The sequence below is a fragment of the Streptomyces sp. NPDC050315 genome, assembly GCF_040655775.1.
Classification (GTDB): Bacteria; Actinomycetota; Actinomycetes; order Streptomycetales; family Streptomycetaceae; genus Streptomyces.
The window spans coordinates 632,291-651,097 of record NZ_JBFAKN010000006.1; the positions used below are offsets into that span (position 1 = coordinate 632,291).

General features: G+C 70.1%; 13 protein-coding genes and 4 tRNA genes. 8 read left to right on the plus strand and 9 right to left on the minus strand.

Annotated features, from left to right (window positions below; all coding sequences use genetic code 11):
• The first annotated feature begins 222 nt into the window (after nucleotides 1–222).
• Both purF and purM read left to right on the plus strand, forming a co-directional pair.
• On the plus strand, nucleotides 223–1,779 hold the full coding sequence (gene purF / locus AB0I82_RS25155) for an amidophosphoribosyltransferase (RefSeq protein ID WP_363259596.1): 1,557 nt from the start codon (nucleotides 223–225) through the stop codon (nucleotides 1,777–1,779).
• 33 nt (nucleotides 1,780–1,812) lie between these two features.
• Nucleotides 1,813–2,886, plus strand: a complete 1,074-nt coding sequence (gene purM, locus AB0I82_RS25160; protein WP_363259597.1) for a phosphoribosylformylglycinamidine cyclo-ligase — start codon at nucleotides 1,813–1,815, stop codon at nucleotides 2,884–2,886.
• A gap of 99 nt (nucleotides 2,887–2,985) precedes the next feature.
• Here purM and AB0I82_RS25165 read toward each other — a convergent pair whose 3' ends face one another.
• Nucleotides 2,986–3,243 (minus strand): DUF3073 domain-containing protein, encoded by a 258-nt coding sequence (locus AB0I82_RS25165; protein WP_031050486.1) that lies wholly within the window; start codon nucleotides 3,241–3,243, stop codon nucleotides 2,986–2,988.
• 323 nt (nucleotides 3,244–3,566) lie between these two features.
• Nucleotides 3,567–4,712 carry a Glu/Leu/Phe/Val dehydrogenase dimerization domain-containing protein gene (locus AB0I82_RS25170; RefSeq protein WP_363259598.1) on the minus strand — a complete coding sequence of 382 codons (1,146 nt, stop codon included), beginning with the start codon at nucleotides 4,710–4,712 and terminating at the stop codon, nucleotides 3,567–3,569.
• 275 nt (nucleotides 4,713–4,987) lie between these two features.
• On the opposite strand from AB0I82_RS25170, the gene AB0I82_RS25175 reads away from it, so the two are divergent.
• Together AB0I82_RS25175 and bldC are read left to right on the plus strand one after the other, a co-directional pair.
• The gene (locus tag AB0I82_RS25175) at nucleotides 4,988–5,824 is read left to right on the plus strand and encodes a hypothetical protein (protein WP_363259599.1); all 837 of its coding nucleotides are present in this window, start codon (nucleotides 4,988–4,990) and stop codon (nucleotides 5,822–5,824) included.
• A 626-nt stretch (nucleotides 5,825–6,450) separates the two neighbouring features.
• Nucleotides 6,451–6,657: a developmental transcriptional regulator BldC gene (gene bldC, locus AB0I82_RS25180; protein WP_003949541.1), complete on the plus strand. Its 207-nt coding sequence runs from the start codon at nucleotides 6,451–6,453 to the stop codon at nucleotides 6,655–6,657.
• A 519-nt stretch (nucleotides 6,658–7,176) separates the two neighbouring features.
• Here bldC and AB0I82_RS25185 read toward each other — a convergent pair.
• The 3 genes from AB0I82_RS25185 to hrpA form a co-directional block, all read right to left on the minus strand.
• On the minus strand, nucleotides 7,177–7,518 hold the full coding sequence (locus AB0I82_RS25185; protein WP_363259601.1) for a DUF6274 family protein: 342 nt from the start codon (nucleotides 7,516–7,518) through the stop codon (nucleotides 7,177–7,179).
• A gap of 186 nt (nucleotides 7,519–7,704) precedes the next feature.
• A tRNA-Asp gene (locus AB0I82_RS25190) sits at nucleotides 7,705–7,779 on the minus strand.
• 131 nt (nucleotides 7,780–7,910) lie between these two features.
• Entirely contained in the window at nucleotides 7,911–11,939 is a 4,029-nt protein-coding gene (gene hrpA, locus AB0I82_RS25195; RefSeq protein WP_363259603.1) for an ATP-dependent RNA helicase HrpA, read from the minus strand.
• A 155-nt stretch (nucleotides 11,940–12,094) separates the two neighbouring features.
• Here hrpA and AB0I82_RS25200 point away from each other — a divergent pair, with 155 nt between their 5' ends.
• Nucleotides 12,095–13,168, plus strand: a complete 1,074-nt coding sequence (locus AB0I82_RS25200; RefSeq protein ID WP_363259604.1) for an ABC transporter permease — start codon at nucleotides 12,095–12,097, stop codon at nucleotides 13,166–13,168.
• 60 nt (nucleotides 13,169–13,228) lie between these two features.
• Here AB0I82_RS25200 and AB0I82_RS25205 read toward each other — a convergent pair.
• The 4 genes from AB0I82_RS25205 to AB0I82_RS25220 all read right to left on the minus strand — a co-directional run bounded on the left by AB0I82_RS25205 (nucleotide 13,229) and on the right by AB0I82_RS25220 (nucleotide 15,211).
• Nucleotides 13,229–13,302, minus strand: a tRNA-Phe gene (locus tag AB0I82_RS25205).
• A 24-nt stretch (nucleotides 13,303–13,326) separates the two neighbouring features.
• A tRNA-Asp gene (locus AB0I82_RS25210) sits at nucleotides 13,327–13,401 on the minus strand.
• Nucleotides 13,402–13,439: 38 nt separating this feature from the next.
• Nucleotides 13,440–13,512 (minus strand) — tRNA-Glu (locus AB0I82_RS25215).
• 82 nt (nucleotides 13,513–13,594) lie between these two features.
• Nucleotides 13,595–15,211, minus strand: a complete 1,617-nt coding sequence (locus tag AB0I82_RS25220; protein WP_363259605.1) for a metallophosphoesterase — start codon at nucleotides 15,209–15,211, stop codon at nucleotides 13,595–13,597.
• A gap of 170 nt (nucleotides 15,212–15,381) precedes the next feature.
• Here AB0I82_RS25220 and AB0I82_RS25225 point away from each other — a divergent pair, with 170 nt between their 5' ends.
• From AB0I82_RS25225 to AB0I82_RS25235, 3 genes are all read left to right on the plus strand, one after another.
• A complete protein-coding gene (locus AB0I82_RS25225) occupies nucleotides 15,382–15,732 on the plus strand; it encodes a metallopeptidase family protein (RefSeq protein WP_363259606.1) in 351 nt (116 codons plus the stop codon).
• 122 nt (nucleotides 15,733–15,854) lie between these two features.
• Nucleotides 15,855–16,583 (plus strand): hypothetical protein, encoded by a 729-nt coding sequence (locus tag AB0I82_RS25230; RefSeq protein ID WP_363259607.1) that lies wholly within the window; start codon nucleotides 15,855–15,857, stop codon nucleotides 16,581–16,583.
• Nucleotides 16,584–16,889: 306 nt separating this feature from the next.
• Nucleotides 16,890–18,807 (plus strand): DEAD/DEAH box helicase (locus tag AB0I82_RS25235; RefSeq protein WP_363259608.1); only part of this gene is annotated, 1,918 nt, incomplete at its 3' end.

Consider the following 18,807-nt stretch of genomic DNA (forward strand, 5'->3'; position numbering starts at 1 on the left):
GGCCGGTCAGGCAATGGCGAAGTAGTGACGCTTCTCACCCGATGTGAGGCACGGATAAGGATCCTCGTTCCGCTCACTGCCGCGACGCGCTCTGTACCAGGGCCGCGGGGTCCATTCGGCCCGGAACCGGGTGTCGACCGTGTGTTCACGTCAAGCACATCGCCCGGGTTCACGGCCATCCCCGGTTCGGATGAATCCCGTACCTGCCCTAGACTCATTGATGTGCGTGGTGACGGACGACTCAACCACGACCTGCTCCCTGGTGAGAAGGGTCCCCAGGACGCCTGCGGCGTCTTTGGTGTCTGGGCCCCGGGAGAAGAGGTCGCCAAACTCACTTATTTCGGGCTGTACGCGCTGCAGCACCGCGGGCAGGAGTCTGCGGGCATCGCAGTGAGCAACGGCTCACAGATCCTGGTCTTCAAGGACATGGGGCTCGTTTCCCAGGTCTTCGACGAGACCTCCCTGGGCTCTCTCCAGGGCCACATCGCCGTGGGCCATGCCCGCTACTCCACCACCGGTGCGTCCGTGTGGGAGAACGCGCAGCCGACCTTCCGTGCCACCGCGCACGGCTCGATCGCGCTGGGCCACAACGGCAATCTGGTGAACACCGCCGAGCTGGCCGAAATGGTCGCCGACCTGCCCCGTGAGGGCGGCCGGGCGACGCAGGTCGCGGCCACCAACGACACCGACCTGGTGACGGCGCTGCTGGCCGGACAGGTCGACGAGGACGGCAAGCCGCTGACCGTCGAGGAGGCCGCGCCGCGCGTCCTCCCGAAGGTCAAGGGCGCCTTCTCGCTGTGCTTCATGGACGAGCACACCCTGTACGCAGCCCGTGACCCGCAGGGCATCCGCCCGCTGGTCCTCGGCCGCCTGGAGCGCGGCTGGGTGGTCGCCTCCGAGACCGCGGCGCTGGACATCTGCGGCGCCAGCTTCATCCGGGAGATCGAGCCCGGTGAGATGGTCGCCATCGACGAGGACGGCCTGCGCGCCACCCGCTTCGCCGAGGCCCGCCCCAAGGGCTGCGTCTTCGAGTACGTCTACCTCGCCCGTCCCGACACCGACATCGCGGGCCGGAACGTGTACCTCTCCCGCGTGGAGATGGGCCGCAAGCTGGCCGCCGAGGCGCCCGCCGACGCCGACCTGGTCATAGCGACGCCCGAGTCCGGCACGCCGGCCGCGGTCGGCTACGCCGAGGCCAGCGGTATCCCGTTCGGTTCAGGCCTGGTCAAGAACTCCTACGTCGGCCGGACCTTCATCCAGCCCTCGCAGACCATCCGCCAGCTGGGCATCCGGCTGAAGCTGAACCCGCTCAAGGAGGTCATCCGGGGCAAGCGCCTGGTGGTCGTCGACGACTCGATCGTCCGCGGCAACACCCAGCGCGCGCTCGTCCGGATGCTCCGCGAGGCCGGCGCGGCCGAGGTCCACATCCGGATCTCCTCCCCGCCGATCAAGTGGCCCTGCTTCTTCGGCATCGACTTCGCCACCCGCGCCGAGCTGATCGCCAACGGTCTGTCGGTCGAGGAGATCGGCAAGTCCCTGGGCGCCGACTCGCTCGCGTACATCTCCATCGACGCCATGGTCGAGGCGACCACGATCGCCAAGCCGAACCTGTGCCGCGCCTGCTTCGACGGTGAGTACCCGATGGAGCTGCCCGACCCGGGGCTGCTGGGCAAGCACCTGCTGGAGTCGGAGACCGAGGGCCGGACGTCGTCCGACGTGGACGGTGTGCAGACGCTCACCGCCGGGGTCGGCGGCGCCGACGCGCTGCGTCGCCCGTAGAACCCCTGCAAGACGACACGAAAGCTCTCAGCCATGTCTGCTGAATCTCCTGCCGGTGCCAGCTACGCGAGCGCGGGCGTCGACATCGAAGCGGGCGACCGCGCCGTCGACCTCATGAAGAAGTGGGTGAAGAAGGCCACCCGCCCCGAGGTCGTGGGCGGGCTCGGCGGCTTCGCCGGCCTCTTCGACGCCTCCGCGCTCAAGCGGTACGAGCGCCCGCTGCTCGCCTCCGCGACCGACGGCGTGGGCACCAAGGTCGACATCGCCCGCAAGATGGGCGTGTACGACACGATCGGCCACGACCTGGTCGGCATGGTCGTGGACGACCTGGTCGTCTGCGGCGCCGAGCCGCTGTTCATGACCGACTACATCTGCGTCGGCAAGGTCTACCCCGAGCGGGTGGCGTCGATCGTGAAGGGCATCGCCGAGGGCTGTGTGCTGGCCGGCTGCGCGCTGGTCGGCGGCGAGACCGCCGAGCACCCGGGCCTGCTCGGCGAGGACGACTTCGACGTCGCCGGCGCCGGTACGGGCGTGGTCGAGGCCGACCGGGTCCTGGGCGCGGATCGCATCCGTAAGGGTGACGTGGTGATCGCCATGGAGTCCTCCGGTCTTCACTCGAACGGGTACTCGCTCGTTCGCCACGTGCTCTTCGACCGCGCGGGAATGGCCCTGGACCGGGAGGTCGCCGAGTTCGGGCGCACCCTCGGCGAGGAGCTGCTGGAGCCCACCAAGATCTACTCGCTGGACTGCCTGGCGCTCACCCGCACCACCGACGTGCACGCCTTCTCGCACATCACCGGCGGCGGCCTCGCGGCCAACCTCGCGCGGGTGATCCCGGACGGGCTGCACGCCACCGTGGACCGCTCCACGTGGACCCCCGGCGCGATCTTCGACCTGGTCGGCCGGGCCGGCTCGGTGGAGCGCCTGGAGCTGGAGAAGACCCTGAACATGGGCGTCGGCATGATGGCCGTCGTCCCCCAGGAGTCGGTGGACGTGGCGCTCAGCACGCTCGCGGACCGGGGCGTTACCGCCTGGGTCAGCGGCGAGATCGTCGAGCGTGGCGACCAGGCCGAGGCCGTGGCCCTGACCGGTGACTACGCCGGCTGACGCAGGCCCCGCACGGCAGCAGGGCAGCACAGAACCCGGTCCGGGCGATGCCCCGGACCGGGTCCGTGATGCTGCTGTTGCCTTGAGCGCGCGGCGGCGTCAGGCGCGACGACGCTGGTCGGACGAGTCGCCCTCGTCCTCCTCATCGTCATCGTTGTTGTACAGGTCGGCGTACCGTGCGTACGGGTCGTCGTCCTCGTCATCCTCGAACGGCTCACCGTTCGGCGGCTGCTGTGCCGGCTGTTGCGGCGATGCACCCAGCTCTTCGGCCAGGCGTGAGAGATCAGTCCCACCGCTGTTGTACTTCAGCTGGCGGGCGACCTTCGTCTGCTTGGCCTTGGCCCGGCCGCGCCCCATGGCTCGACCCCCTCAACGACGGGGCTCGACGGCCCCAGAGTCTTGACACGCGTTCATGATTCAGAGCGGACTCTCGACGGAGAGTCCGGCCCGTAGGGCTTTAACGGTACCTGCTTCCGCGGCCATACGGTACGTCGCCCGCACCACCGGCCGCCTTGCATGACTCGCGGGACGCCCCGTCCCCGCTGGTCAGCTGCGATTTTAACGTGTCACGTCCGGCGACCCGCCGGTGGGTGGTGAGGGATGTCTCCTTCACCGCCCACCGAGCGTGTCACTGTAGGAACCCCACGGTCACCGACGGCGGCCGCGGAGGGTGGCGGCGGTTACGCGGAGCGTGCCTCCGCCATCCGGTGCTCGGCCAGCCGGTCCGCTGCCGCGGCCGGCGGAATGCCATCTGCCTTCGCATTCGCGAATATTGAAAGCGTCGTATCGAAGATCTTCGCGGCCTTGGCCTTGCACCGGTCGAAATCAAATCCGTGCAGCTCGTCCGCCACCTGGATGACACCGCCCGCATTGACCACATAGTCGGGCGCATAAAGGATTCCGCGGTCGGCGAGATCCTTCTCCACGCCCGGGTGCGCGAGCTGGTTGTTGGCCGCGCCGCAGACCACCTTCGCGGTCAGAACCGGTACGGAGTCGTCGTTGAGCGCGCCGCCCAGCGCGCACGGCGCGTACACGTCCAGGCCCTCGGTACGGATGAGCGCCTCGGTGTCGACGGCCGCGCGGACCTGCGGGTGGGTGGCCAGAATTCGCTCCACCGATTCGGCCCGTACGTCCGTGATGACCACGTCTGCACCGTCATCGAGCAGGTGCTCGACGAGATGGCGGCCGACCTTGCCGACGCCCGCGATGCCCACCTTCCTGCCGCGCAGGCTGGGGTCGCCCCACTGGTGCTGCGCGGCGGCGCGCATGCCCTGGAAGACGCCGTACGCGGTGAGGACGGAGGAGTCGCCGGCGCCGCCGTTCTCGGGCGAGCGGCCGGTGGTCCAGCGGTTCGTCCGGGCGACGACGTCCATGTCCGCGACGTACGTGCCGACGTCGCAGGCCGTGACGTAACGGCCACCGAGGGAGGCCACGCAGCGGCCGTAGGCGAGCAGCAGCTCTTCGGTCTTGACCACATCGGGATCGCCGATGATCACGGCCTTGCCGCCGCCGTGCTCCAGGCCCGCGAGTGCGTTCTTGTACGACATCCCGCGGGAGAGGTTCAGCGCGTCCAGCACGGCCTCCTCCTCGGAGGCGTACGCGTGGAAGCGGGTGCCGCCCAGGGCCGGGCCGAGCGCGGTGCTGTGGATCGCGATCACGGCCTTGAGGCCGCTGGCGCGGTCCTGGCAGAGGACGACCTGCTCATGGCCGCCCTGATCGGACCGGAACAGGGTGTGCAGCACACCGCCATGGGTGTGGGCTGCGGAAACCCCCGGCACGGAGTGCTCGGAGGAGGGACGTACGTCGGTCACTGTGGTGACTCCCATAGTCGCGGTGGACGCCCTCGGGTCGTTCCCCCCGCTTGTGGCAGGGGAAGCGGGGGGAGGGCCGGTCGGGGGAAGCGTATGACCTTCGACCCCCGTTGATCGGCACAGTGCGGAGGATCACCCCCTAGTGGGGGACGGGCATGGGACGATTTGCGCATGCCGGGCCACTCGTCGGGGGCAACTCCCGGCGGTGGGCTCCCCCTTGGCAGACTCCTCCGCGGCGGACTTCCCTTTGCGGCCCTCCGGAGGAGGACCGACAGAAGAATGGAGCGGGCGTGGCCTTGGCGTCGTCGGTGATGGTCCCGTACGCGGCGTATCTACGGGTCTACGAACCGCTGGCAGCGTTCCCCGAGCCGGAGCGCTCCCACTGGGCGCGGTACGCCAAGCGGGACGAGGTGCCCACCGCCCAGGACGAGCTGCGGCGCTCGCTGGCCGATCTGCTGGCGACCCCGCCCGTCGCGGTCCCCGTGCACGAGAGCGCCGACGCGTTCATCGCCGTCGTGGACGGCGTGACGTGCGTGTGCCCCTGGCGGACGCGGCTGCGGGGCTGGCAGGCGCTGGAGGAGCTGCCCGAGCGGCTGCCGGCGCCGGTACTGGACGCCGCCCTGCCTCCGGTCGTCCGCCGGCAGGCCGCCGCCGACTATGAGCGGTGGCTGGAATTGAACCCTGACGCGCGCCCCTGGATCCGCACGGCGACCTGGCACGTACCGGTGCGCTGGTTCGTGCTCTTCGACGACGCGGAGCGTGAGTACACGAAGAGTGACCAAGGGCTTGTACTGCGTTACCGCACGCCGATGGTGGAGGCCAGGCGCCGGGTCGCGCGCGGCCTGCGCACGCTGCGGGACGCCCTCGAAGAGGGGCCCTTGATCGACGGCCTGGTAGATGTGGGGCGCTGGCTGGAGGAATTCCACCCGCGCGCCCTCGTCGAGCTGGACTACGGGGGGCTGGTGCACGCCGTCCCCGAGGGGCAGCTCGCCGAGGACCGTTCCGCCGCGGAGGTGGCGGAAGGGCTCACGGCGCTGCGTGAGGGCGACGGGGAGCGCGCCGGCGCGGCGTACGAGAAGCTGTCGGACCGCTGGCGTGCGGTCCGGGAGCGGCAGTACGCGAGCTGACCGCGGGCTTGGGTGATCATTTTCGGAGGCACGTGTCGTGATGGCGCGCGCCTCCGTTGTGCGCCCCCGGCGGGCGTACCGGCGCGTGCCTACGGGCGGTGGGCTGCAGGCGATCCCTGTGCGGTGGTTGAGGATTTTCTGAGCGGTGCGGTGTGATCACGGTGCGATGGTTCGGATGTAGGGGACGTAGGTCCCGATCCGGTCTTTTCGCACAACAGTGACCTAAAGCACTGACTTCGGGCCTTGCCACCAACTACCACCCTCGTGCCAAAATAGGACAAGGAGCCTGACTGGGGCCCCTTCCGTCCAACTAAGGGCGGATAGATCGGTATTGCACTCCTTGGTGGGACTGGTGACGCCTGGTCACGTTGTGACTGATCGTCACAGGGGCGTGACTGTCCGCTATGGCACGGTCCATCGGCTTCCGCCGAGGTTGAACACCTGAGAGGGCAATTCCATCGGTTTGGCCGACGCGGCTGGACAGATGGTGTAGTTGTAGTGCCGAGGACAAGCCGTTCGTCCTATAACCGACTCGGCCCGCGTCCGCCATTTCGGGCAACGCGGGTCAAGGTGCAGAATTTAGAGGAAAGAACCGTGATGGTTCGGTTCTCCCGAGGAGGCCGCTCATGACCGCTCGCACCCCTGACGCCGAGCCGCTGCTGACCCCTGCCGAGGTTGCCACGATGTTTCGTGTCGACCCCAAGACGGTGACCCGTTGGGCCAAGGCAGGCAAGCTCACGTCCATCCGGACTCTCGGTGGACATCGGCGCTACCGCGAGGCTGAGGTCCGCGCACTGCTGGCGGGCATCCCCCAGCAGCGCAGCGAGGCCTGAAAAACACGCATGACCGGGCATTTCCGGGTCCCCCAACCCGTGGCATGCCCATAGAGCACCACAAAGCTCCATATGACGAGGCGCCTGCCCCAACAGGCGCCGCACCTGCGCAACATGGGTCGTCATCGATCGCGCTGGACTCCGCCGGGTCCAGCGCGATCTTTTTTGTGCGCTGATGCGCCCTTGGGTCGCTCGTCCGCCCCCGCCGGCCGGGCGTGTCGCTGACGCTGTGTGTGCAGGCCGGGGCGTCGCTCTTGGTCACCGCCCACGGGGTTCCGGTACTGCGGCCTTGTATCCAGCGGTACGGCCGAGGGGGCACCGGATGGGCGGTGCAATTGCACATATTAAATTGACTGCCTGTAGGCAGGGCGTAAGTTCCACTGATCCCAAAACTCGTGCGGTGACACCCGTCACAGGCGTCAGTGGTTGTCCCATTGGCGGCCGCTGCGGTAGTGCACAGCGGTCATCCCGCTCCTCAACAGCCTCTCACCGCACGGGCGATGAGGGAGGCGTCATTGGTCACCTCAGGAGCGGACTTTCGTCCTCGCTCAAGATCGCGGGCGCGGAAATGACGACGCGGGGGGCCGGCCGCGGCGCCGGCGGCCGCGAGGAAGCCGTCACGCGCCGCGTGCGGGCCGCGGAGGCCTCTCCGGGCGCCGAAGAGTGGCCGGGGCGCGTCGCGGCCGCTGACGCCCCCACAGAGACGATCTTGGTCGCCGGGCCTTCCGGGGTGCGCTCGAGCGCCAGCCACAGGAGCCGTCGGCATACCGGGCAGAGCCGGGTCGCGTGCCGGAAGCCCGCGGCGGCGGACAGATGCGCACGGAGCAGTGCGCCGGTCTCGTGTCTCCCCGTTGCCGCCATCGCCCGCACCTCCGCACCCCGACCGTGCTTCGTGAGTACCGGCGGCGGGTGGAGCAGTCAAGGAGTCGGGGCGGGACCGGAACCGGCCGCCGAGTGCGGGCTGAGTACGTGCCGAGTAACGGCCGAGCGTGAGCCGAGTACGACGAAAGGGCCCGCATCCTGATCGGATGCGGGCCCTTTCTGCTGCGGTCCTGACGGGATTTGAACCCGCGGCCTCCACCTTGACAGGGTGGCGAGCACTCCAAACTGCTCCACAGGACCTTGCTGCTTCCTCCGCTTGCGCGGTGGCTGCGAAGCAAGACTCTACAGCAGGTCAGGGGGTGAGTCGAACTCGCTGCCGGGGAAGGCCCTGGTCGGCGCCCGGCGGTGACCCAGCGCACACCGAAAAGCCCCTACGGAGCGGCCGCATCCACCGCCTTCACGATCCGCTTGTCGGAGATCGGATACGCGGTGCCCAGCGCGTGCGCGAAGTAGCTCACCCGCAGCTCCTCGATCATCCAGCGGATCTCCCGCGCCTGCTGCGGCACCGGCCGGCCCGCCGGGAACTGCTCCAGCAGCCAGGCGAATTCGTCCTGCATCTCCTTCACCTTCGCCATCCGGGAGCGGTCCCGCTCGGCGTTGGTGGGCATCTGCTGCAGCCGGCGGTCGGCGGCGACCAGGTACCGCATCAGGTCCGGCAGCCGCTTCGCGCCGTGCTCGGTGACGAAGCCCGGCTTGATGAGCCGCGACAGTTGCTCCCGGACGTCCGCGACCGAGGCCAGCAGCACCGGCGAGGTGGTGTCCTTCAGCCGCCGCTCGCACGCCTGCCAGGCCGCCAGTACCTCGCGGACCTGCTGCACCGTCTTCATCGTGGCGTCGACCAGGTCGGCCCGCACCGCGTCGAAGAGCTTCTTGAAGCCCTCCTCGTCCCAGGCCGGGCCGCCGTGCGCGGCGATCAGCCGGTCCGCCGCGGCGGTCACGCAGTCGTCGAAGAGCGACTGAATCGAGCCATGCGGATTACTGGAGAGTGCGAGCTTCTGCTGGTTGGTGAGCTTGCTCTGCGCGAACTTGGCCGGGTTCGACTGGATGTTGAGCAGGATGAGGCGGCGGGTGCCCGCCCACATCGCGCTCTTCTGCTCGGCTTCGGTGTCGAAGAGCCGTACGGCCACCGAGGTGCCCTCGTCCACCAGCGCCGGATACGCCTTCAGGGGCTGGCCCGCGCGCCGCGTCTCGAAGGTGTGCGGCAGCGTGCCGATCGTCCAGGAGGTCAGGCCCGTGCGCTGCTCCGGCCCGGCCGGGCCCGCGTCCGCGCCGCCCTTGCCGGGCTGCCCGCCCTGCTTCTGCGCGGCCTGCTCGAACGCCTTGGAGATCGCCGCCCGGGTCTTGGGCTTGAGCTTCAGCCGCAGCGCTTCGAGGTCCTTGGCCTCGGCGAGCTTCCGCCGCCGCTCGTCGACCACGCGGAAGGTGATCTTCAAATGGTCCGGCACCTTGGACCAGTCAAAATCAGCCGCGTCGACCGGTACGCCCACCATCCGCTGCAGCCCGGCCGCCAGCGAGGCGGTCAGCGCGCCCTGCAGGGGCACGGTGGAGTCCAGGAAGCGGGCCGCGAAGTTCGGTGCCGGCACGTAGTTGCGCCGGATCGGCTTCGGCAGCGACCGGATCAGCTCGGTGACCACCTGCTCGCGCAGGCCCGGGATCTGCCAGTCGAAGCCCTCGGCGGAGACCTGGTTGAGCACCTGGAGCGGGATGTGGACGGTCACGCCGTCCGCGTCGGCGCCCGGCTCGAACTGGTACGTGACCCTGAACTTCAGCTTTCCCTGCCGCCAGGAGTCCGGGTAGTCGTCCTTGGTGACGGCCTCGGCGCTCTCGTTGATGAGCATCGACTGCTCGAAGTTGAGCAGTTCGGGCTCGTCCTGGCGCTTCTTCTTCCACCAGGAGTCGAAGTGCGCCCCGGATACGACGTGTTCGGGAATCCGCTGGTCGTAGAAGTCGAAGAGCGTCTCGTCGTCCACGAGGATGTCGCGGCGCCGGGCCCGGTGCTCCAGCTCCTCGACCTCGCCGAGCAGCTTGCGGTTGTCGTGGAAGAACTGGTGGTGGGTCCGCCAGTCGCCCTCGACGAGCGCGTTACGGATGAAGAGGTCCCGCGAGGTCTCCGGATCGATCCGGCCGTAGTTGACCTTGCGCTGGGCGACGATCGGTACGCCGTAGAGCGTGACCCGCTCGTACGCCATCACCGCGGCCATCTTCTGTTCCCAGTGCGGCTCGCTGTACGTCCGCTTCACCAGGTGCTGGGCGAGCGGCTCGACCCACTCCGGCTCGATCTTCGCGTTCACCCGCGCCCACAGGCGGGACGTTTCGACCAGCTCCGCCGACATGATCCAGCGCGGCGGCTTCTTGAAGAGCGCCGAGCCGGGGAAGACCGCGAACTTGGCGCTGCGGGCGCCCAGATACTCGTTCTTGGCGTCCGTGTCCTTGAGCCCGATATGCGAGAGCAAACCGGCAAGCAGGGACGTGTGGATGTGATCCGGGGCCGCGTCCTGCTCGGCCAGATGGATGCCCATCGTCTTGGCGACCGTACGCAGCTGCGTATAGATGTCCTGCCACTCGCGTATCCGCAGATAGTTCAGGAACTCATTGCGGCACATCCGGCGGAACGCCGACGAAGAGAGCGCTTTTTGCTGCTCCCTGACATACCGCCAGAGATTCAGATACGCCAGGAAGTCGCTGGTCTCGTCCTTGAAGCGGGCGTGCTGCTGGTCGGCCTGCTGCTGCTTGTCGGCGGGCCGCTCGCGCGGGTCCTGGATGGACAGCCCCGCGGCGATGACCATGACTTCGCGTACGCAGCCGTTGCGGTCGGCCTCCAGGACCATCCGCGCGAGCCGCGGGTCCACCGGCAGCTGGGAGAGCTTCCGGCCCATCTGGGTGAGCCGCTTCTTGGGGTCCTTCTGCTTCGGATCGATCGCGCCGAGCTCCTCCAGGAGCTGCACGCCGTCCTTGATGTTGCGCCGGTCCGGCGGATCGATGAACGGGAACTTCTCAATGTCTCCGAGCCCCGCCGCCGTCATCTGCAGAATCACGGACGCGAGATTCGTCCGCAGGATCTCCGCGTCCGTGAACTCCGGCCGGGACTCGAAGTCCTCCTCCGAATACAGCCGGATGCAGATGCCGTCGCTGAGCCGGCCGCAGCGGCCCTTGCGCTGATTGGCGCTGGCCTGCGAGATCGGCTCGATCGGCAGCCGCTGCACCTTCGTGCGGTAGCTGTACCGAGAGATGCGTGCCATGCCGGTGTCGATGACGTACCGGATGCCGGGGACCGTCAGCGAGGTCTCCGCGACGTTCGTCGCCAGCACGATCCGCCGGCCCGAGTGGCGCTGGAAGACGCGGTGCTGCTCGGCGTGCGACAGGCGTGCGTACAGCGGCAGTACCTCGGTGTTCTGCGCGATCGCGCCGCCCCGGTTCAGGCGTTTGGTCAGCGCGTCCGCCGTGTCCCGGATCTCCCGCTCGCCGGAGAGGAAGACCAGGATGTCGCCGGGCCCCTCGGCCTGCAGCTCGTCCGCCGCCTCGCAGATCGCGGTGACCTGGTCGCGGTCGGCGTCGTCGCCGCCCTCCTCCAGCAGCGGGCGGTACCGCACCTCCACCGGATACGTACGCCCGCTGACCTCGACGATCGGTGCGTCCCCGAAGTGCCGCGAGAACCGCTCGGGATCGATCGTCGCCGATGTGATGACGACCTTCAGGTCCGGCCGCTTCGGCAGCAGCTGCGCCAGGTAACCGAGCAGAAAGTCGATGTTGAGACTGCGCTCGTGCGCTTCATCAATGATGATCGTGTCGTACTGGCGCAGCTCGCGGTCCGTCTGGATCTCGGCGAGCAGAATGCCGTCCGTCATCAGCTTGACGAGGGTGTCCCCGCCGACCTGATCCGTGAAGCGGACCTTCCAGCCGACCGCCTCGCCCAGCGGGCTCTTCAGCTCCTCGGCGACCCGCTCCGCGACCGTACGAGCCGCGATCCGGCGCGGCTGGGTGTGGCCGATCAGGCCCTTCACCCCGCGCCCCAGCTCCAGACAGATCTTGGGGATCTGCGTGGTCTTTCCCGACCCGGTCTCACCCGCGACGATCACGACCTGGTGGTCACGTATCGCCTCACGGATGTCGTCCTTCTTCTGGCTGACCGGCAGCTGCTCGGGATACGTGATCTCCGGAACGGCGGCCCGGCGCTGCTCGACGCGCAGCTGTGCTTCGCCGATGCCCTCGGCGATCTCGGCCAGCACGGCGGCACGGGCTTCCGGCTTGCGGATCCGGCGCGCGCCGTCGAGCCGGCGGCCGAGCCGCTGCTGGTCGCGCAGCATCAGCTCGGGGAGCTGCGCTCCCAGGGCGGACAGGGTGGGCGAAGTGCCCTCGGGCGTGGCGCCCTGGGCCGCGGCGGAGGCAGGCTGACTGGACATACGCGGTCCAGGATCTCACCTCGCCGAAACGACTGGCGAACGAATTGCGGCGGGGAGGGGCGGGAGGCGGTCGGGGACGGCCGGATCCGGGCGTTCGGAGAGGTGTCCGCTGCGGCCGGAGAGAATGTCCGCGATGGGTGTTTTAGCGTGTTCCCATGTCCGATGATCACGACGCCGGGTCCACCGGCCGCCCCGGCGAGCACGGCAGACCACGGACCGCGGCCGAGAAGTGGACGGCCTTCAAGCAGTCGCCGTTCCTGCCCGCGACCGTCCTGATCTTCATCCTCGCGACCGCCGCCGGCCTCTTCGCCGGCTCGTACACGTACTCCATGGCGAACCCGACCCCGCACCGCATTCCCGCCGCGGTGGTCGGCCCGCCGGACGACGCCCGCGGCAAGAAGTTCGTCCAGGGCATGGAGCAGGCCCTGAACGCCTCGCTGGAGCTGCACGAGTACCCGACGTACGCGAAGGCCCGTGAGGCCGTCGACGAGCAGCACGCGTTCACGATCATCGCTGCGGACCGGTCCGGCGTACGGATGGACCTGTCCAGCGCCACGGGCGCCACGGTGAGCCAGCTGCTCTCCCAGGCCGCGCCGCAGGTCGGCAAGAAGACCGGCGTCCCGGTCACGCTCAAGGACATCCGACCCCTGCAGCAGGGCGACCCGCGCGGCCTGGCGCTCTTCTACATCTCGCTCGCCGCGGTGATCGTCGGCTTCGTCGGCGCCATCCAGCTGAGCGTGCACGCCCGCGCACTCAACCCGGCCGAGCGGATCGCGTACACCCTCGCCTACAGCCTGCTCGGCGGCTTCACCATCGCCGCGGTGGTGGACTGGCTGCTGGGCGCGCTGACCCTGCCCTTCGTGCAGTCCTGGCTGATCCTGGCGTTCACGATGTTCACGTCCGGCATGGTCTTCACGATGTTCAACACCCTGATCGGGCGTTGGGCGATGGTGCCGACCTGGGGCCTGATGGTGCTGCTGGGCAACCCCTCGTCCGGCGGCGCGGTCTCCTGGCCCCTGCTGCCGTCCGTACTGGGCCACATCGGCCAGTGGCTGCCCCCGGGCGCCTCGGTGAACGCCCAGCACACGGCCGTCTACTTCCCCGGCCACCAGCACGTCTTCCCGTACCTGGTGCTGGCCGGCTGGTCCCTGCTCTCCTGCACGGTCTTCTGGACCTGGCGCCACCGCCACCCGGGCGGCCGCCCAACGGGCCCGGCACATGCGGGGTAAAAAAACCCCGGGGCGGACACGAAAAAACCCCGGGAAGAAACTTCCCGGGGTTTTGTGCGGTGGCTGGGGCCGGGGTCGAACCGGCGACCTTCCGCTTTTCAGGCGGACGCTCGTACCAACTGAGCTACCCAGCCACGAGGTTTCACGTGAAACCTCAGCGGTCCTGACGGGATTTGAACCCGCGGCCTCCACCTTGACAGGGTGGCGAGCACTCCAAACTGCTCCACAGGACCAAGCTTGTGCGAGCACTAGTCTCGCACATGGTGTTGCGTGCCCCCAACGGGATTCGAACCCGTGCTACCGCCTTGAAAGGGCGGCGTCCTGGGCCACTAGACGATGAGGGCTGATGGCCCACCTGGGCGCTTTGTCGGCGCCGTCGGGGACGTGAGAAGCATATGGGATGGGGGGACGGTTCGCCAAAACGGTTTACGAACGGGGGGTCGGTGAGGTCCGCGAAGGGGTGGGCGACGGGGTGGCGCCGGGCCGGTTGTCGGCCGGGAGATGGCGGCTGACCTCGGCCTTCGACAGGCCCAGCCCGCCGAGCGTGATCTCGTCCCACGCCTGGAGGTGCCGGGTCTCCCGGTCCAGATAGAGCACCGACGCCTGCACCTGTTCGGGTGTCGCGCCCTCGACCGCGCGCAGCCCACCGCCGCCCGTGGAGCCCTCGACCATCAGCCGGGTGCCGTGCCGCAGGACTTTGGTGTCGCGGTGGTGGACGTGGCCGGAGAGGACGAGGGGGACCAGGCCGTCGGTCTCCGCGGCGGCGACCGGATTGTGCGCCAGGGCGATGTCGGCGGGGGTGCGGGCACGGGTGAGGGTGCGCAGGGACTCGGCGAGCCGCCGGCCCGCGGCGCGTTCCGCGCCGTCCCCGGACGCGGCGACCGAGCGGTCCGGGGTGAACTGCGGGTCGCCGACGCCCGCGATGCGCAGGCCCCCGGCGCGTACGGACCTGCCCTCGTCCACGACCTGCACGTTCTTCAGCTTCTTGCTCCGCTCCAGGTACTTCTGCGTCTTCATCGAGTCGTGGTTGCCGCGCACCCAGACGTACGGGGCGCCGAGCGTGCCGATCGGGTCCAGGAAGTGGTTCTCGGCGGCCGTGCCGTGGTCCATGGTGTCGCCGGTGTCGATGATCACGTCGATGTCGTACTGCTTCACCAGGGACTTGATGATCTGCCAGGCGGCCGGGTTCAGGTGGATGTCGGAGACGTGCAGGACGCGGACGGTGGTGGGGTCCGGCTGGTACACGGGCAGCGTGGACGTCACGTCGTAGAGCTTGGTCACGTTGGTGACCAGGCGGGCCAGCTCCTTCTGGTAGACGTCGAACTCGCTCACGATGGAGCGGGCGTTGCCGACCACGGACGGCGCGGAGGAGAGCAGGCCGGAGAAGCGCGGTTCCAGTACGGACTTGGGGTTCCAGGTGGCGTACGCGGCTCCGCCGGAGGCGGCGAGCAGGACGAGGGCGAGGCCGCCGGCGGCGAGCGCGCGGCGCGGCCTCCGGTACACCGCGAGCCCCAGCGCGGTCGCGCCGGAGACCACGGCCACGCAGGAGCGGAAGGCCAGGTCGGCGGTGCCGCGCTCGACGTCCCGGGTGACCTCGGCCTGCAGCCCGGAGAACCGTTCCGGGTGGTCGACCAGGGCCTGGGCGCGCGCCGGGTCCAGCTGGTCCACGTCGACGTCGAGCCGTATCGGGGCGTGGTGGCTCTGCAGCTCCAGCGCGCCCAGCGGGGACACGCCGATCTTCGTGCCGCCGCTGAAGGACGGGCGCAGGGTCATGGTCGTGTCCACCGGCCCCACGGGGGCGCGGACGCTGCCGACGATCAGCAGGCCGAGCCAGGCGCCGAGCAGGGTCACGGCGATCAGTCCGAGGGCGCGGGCATACGGGTGCGGTGGGTGCGTCAGCGTGGAGGTCGGGGCCTGGTGGTGGGCGCGGTAGTGCCGCAGGGCGGCGGCTGGGGCGCTCCGGACGCGGTCGTACGCGGCGCGGAGCAGCCGGAGCACGGAGGAGCCGGGGGGCGGCCCCCCGGACGGCGCGGTGCGGGCCATTGTGCCCGTATGCCCGTATACGGGGCCCGTTATGCCGGAGGCCGGTGCATGCAGGGGGTGGCGATGCGGGACGGGCGGGAGCGCGGTACGGGAGTGCGCGCGGGAACGTGGTGGGCGCGGTCGGCGCGAGGGCGGCCGCTCCGCGCGGCTCCGTGACCCACAATGGGCGCGTGCTGGAGATGACGCGCGAGGAGTTCGAGGAACTGGTCGGCGAGGCGCTGGACCGGATTCCGCCGGAGCTGACCCGCCTGATGGACAACGTGGCCGTGTTCGTCGAGGACGAGCCCCCGGCGGACGACCCCGACCTGCTCGGGCTCTACGAAGGGACGCCGCTGACGGAGCGGGGCGAGTGGTACGCGGGCGTGCTGCCGGACCGGATCACGATCTACCGGGGCCCGACGCTCCGGATGTGCGACACCCGCGAGGACGTGGTCACCGAGACCGAGGTCACGGTCGTCCACGAGATCGCCCACCACTTCGGTATCGACGACGAACGGCTGCACGCACTCGGGTACGGGTGAGGGCGGCCGCACGTACTCGGATACGCGTGACGGCGGCGTCCCGCGCGTGTCCTCCGGTGGGCGGCGGGAGTTGGGCAGTGCACCTGTCCCGCGTGTCCGCTCCGGATCCGGAGGTCCCGCCCGTGCGTCGCCCGCTCCCCGTCAGCCGTCCGCCCCGGCCCGCAGCGCCGGCCATCGTGCCGCCCACCGCTGCCCTGCCCGCCCCGCCCCCGCCGCCCGTCCCCCAGGCCCCCGCTCCCTCCGTTTCCTCGGCCTCCTCGCCCGCGTCCGCCGACGGCTCGGTCTCGCCCCGTACGGCGGCCCGTACGGCCCGCTCCCTGGCCCGTACGGCCGCCGCGGTCGCCGCGGCCTCCGCCTTCGCCGTCTCGCTCACCGGCTGCATGAGCGTCAGCGAGGACGCGCCGAAGAACAAGCCGTCCGGCCGCTCCGCCGGGGAGCACGGCAGCGACGCCCAGCCGGACGGCGGAGCGGCCGACGTGTCCGGTGACGGGCCGCGCCGGATGGGCCGGTCCTCGGGCCCGATGGAGGACGGCCGTCCCGCCGCGCCTTCGGACGGCGCGGACCCGTCGGCGGACGGGAAGCGCACCCCGTCGGCCCCGGCGAGCGGCGACGGGACGACGGGCAGCGGGCGCCCGGGGTCGGAGAGCCCCACGGAGGGCAGCCCGCCCCGCCCGGCCCCGCCCCGGCCCTCCGGTTCCCCGAGGCCGGCGCCCACCCCCTCTCCTACGGCCCCGGCACCGGACCCGACGCCCACGCCGAGCGAGGACCCGCCGCCGAGCAGCCCCTCGCAGACGGACTCGCAGTCCGGCAGCCCGGACTCGGCGCAGCCCAGTGGCGGAGACGCTTCGTAGCGGGGCCGTTTCCTGGCTGAGCAACCCCGCTGACCGGCCAGTGGCCGGCGAAAACCGGACGACCAGCGGTGTCGGGCCGAGCGTCGCCCGGTACCGCATTTGCCTTCGGGGGGACCGGGTGCGTATGGTGGTAGATCGTTTGATCCCATTTGCCCGGCGCCCACCGGATCCTCTTCTCCGAAGAGGACGAAGCGCGTCGCGTGGCGCGTTCTCTCCTTGCCGTGGCTGACCGCATTGAGGCGGTCTTTTGTGAAACAACACGGAGTTTGGGCGCGTGCCGAGACTCCGGAAGGTTTCGCATTTCGCATGTCCATTTCCACTGACCAGTCCGCCATGCCCGCACACGACGAGCAGGCCCCCCTCGAGGTCACCGAGACCGTCGAGCTCGCCGAGACCGTCGAGGCCGTCGCCGACGAGCCGCAGGCCCCCGAAGAGCCGCAGATCACCTTCGCGGACCTGGGTCTGGACGAGAAGATCGTCCGCAAGCTGGCGCAGAACGGTGTCACCACCCCGTTCCCGATCCAGGCGGCGACCATCCCGGACGCCATCGCGGGCCGCGACATCCTCGGCCGCGGCCGCACCGGCTCCGGCAAGACCCTCTCCTTCGGCCTGCCGCTGCTGACCCAGCTCTCCGGCGGCTCCACCGAGAAGAAGCGCCCGCGCGGCGTGATCCTCACCCCGACCCGCGAGCTGGCCATGCAGGTCGCCGACGCGCTGCAGCCGTACGGTGACGTCCTCGGCCTCAAGATCAAGGTCGTCTGCGGCGGTACGTCCATGGGCAACCAGATCTACGCCCTGGAGCGCGGCGTCGACATCCTCGTCGCCACCCCGGGCCGGCTGCGCGACATCATCAACCGCGGCGCCTGCTCCCTGGACAAGGTCGAGGTCGCGGTCCTGGACGAGGCCGACCAGATGGCCGACCTGGGCTTCCTGCCCGAGGTCACCGAGCTGCTCGACCTGGTGCCGGCCGGCGGCCAGCGGATGCTCTTCTCCGCCACGATGGAGAACGAGATCGGCACGCTGGTCAAGCGGTACCTGAACAACCCGGTCAGCCACGAGGTCGACAGCGCCCAGGGCAACGTCACGACCATGACCCACCACGTCCTGGTCGTGAAGCCCAAGGACAAGGCGCCGGTCACCGCCGCCATCGCCGCCCGTAAGGGCCGCACGATCATCTTCGTCCGTACGCAGCTGGGCGCCGACCGCGTCGCCGAGCAGCTGTGCGACTCCGGTGTCCGCGCCGACGCGCTGCACGGTGGCATGACGCAGGGTGCGCGTACTCGTACGCTCGCCGACTTCAAGGACGGTTACGTCAACGTCCTGGTCGCCACCGACGTCGCCGCGCGCGGTATCCACGTCGACGGCATCGACCTGGTCCTGAACGTGGACCCGGCCGGCGACCACAAGGACTACCTGCACCGTTCCGGCCGTACGGCGCGTGCCGGCCAGTCCGGCACGGTGGTCTCCCTGGCCCTGCCGCACCAGCGCCGGCAGATCTTCCGCCTGATGGAGGACGCGGGCGTGGACGCCTCGCGCCACATCGTGGGCGGCGCCGGGCAGTTCGACGAGGACGTGGCCCGGATCACCGGCGCCCGCTCGCTGACCGAGGTGCAGGCCGAGTCGGCCGCGAACTCCGCCAAGCAGGCCGAGCGCGAGGTCGCCGAGCTGACCCGCGAGCTGGAGCGGCTGCAGCGCCGCGCCGCCGAGCTGCGCGAGGAGGCCGACCGGCTGACCGCCCGTGCCGCGCGGGAGCGGGGCGAGGACCCGGAGGCCGCGGTGCAGGCCAAGGCCGAGGAGGCCGCCGCTGAGGCTTCGACCGCCGCGCAGGCCGAGGTGTCGGTGCCGGCCCAGGCCGCGCGCACCCCGGAGGCCGACGAGGCGCCGCGCCGCTCCACGTACCGCGACGAGCGCGGCAACTACGAGCGCCGGGACCGTCGGGACGACCGCGGTGGCCGTTCCTTCGACCGCAATGACCGCCGCGACGACCGCGGTGGTGACCGTGGTGGCTTCAACCGTGACCGTCGTGACGACCGCGGTGGCCGTGGCGGCTTCGACCGCAACGACCGCGGTGGTGACCGCGGTGGTTTCAACCGTGACCGTCGTGACGATCGTGGCGGCCGTTCCTTCAACCGCGACGACCGCGGTGGTGACCGTGGTGGCTTCAACCGTGACCGTCGTGACGACCGCGGTGGCCGTGGCGGCTTCGACCGCAACGACCGCGGTG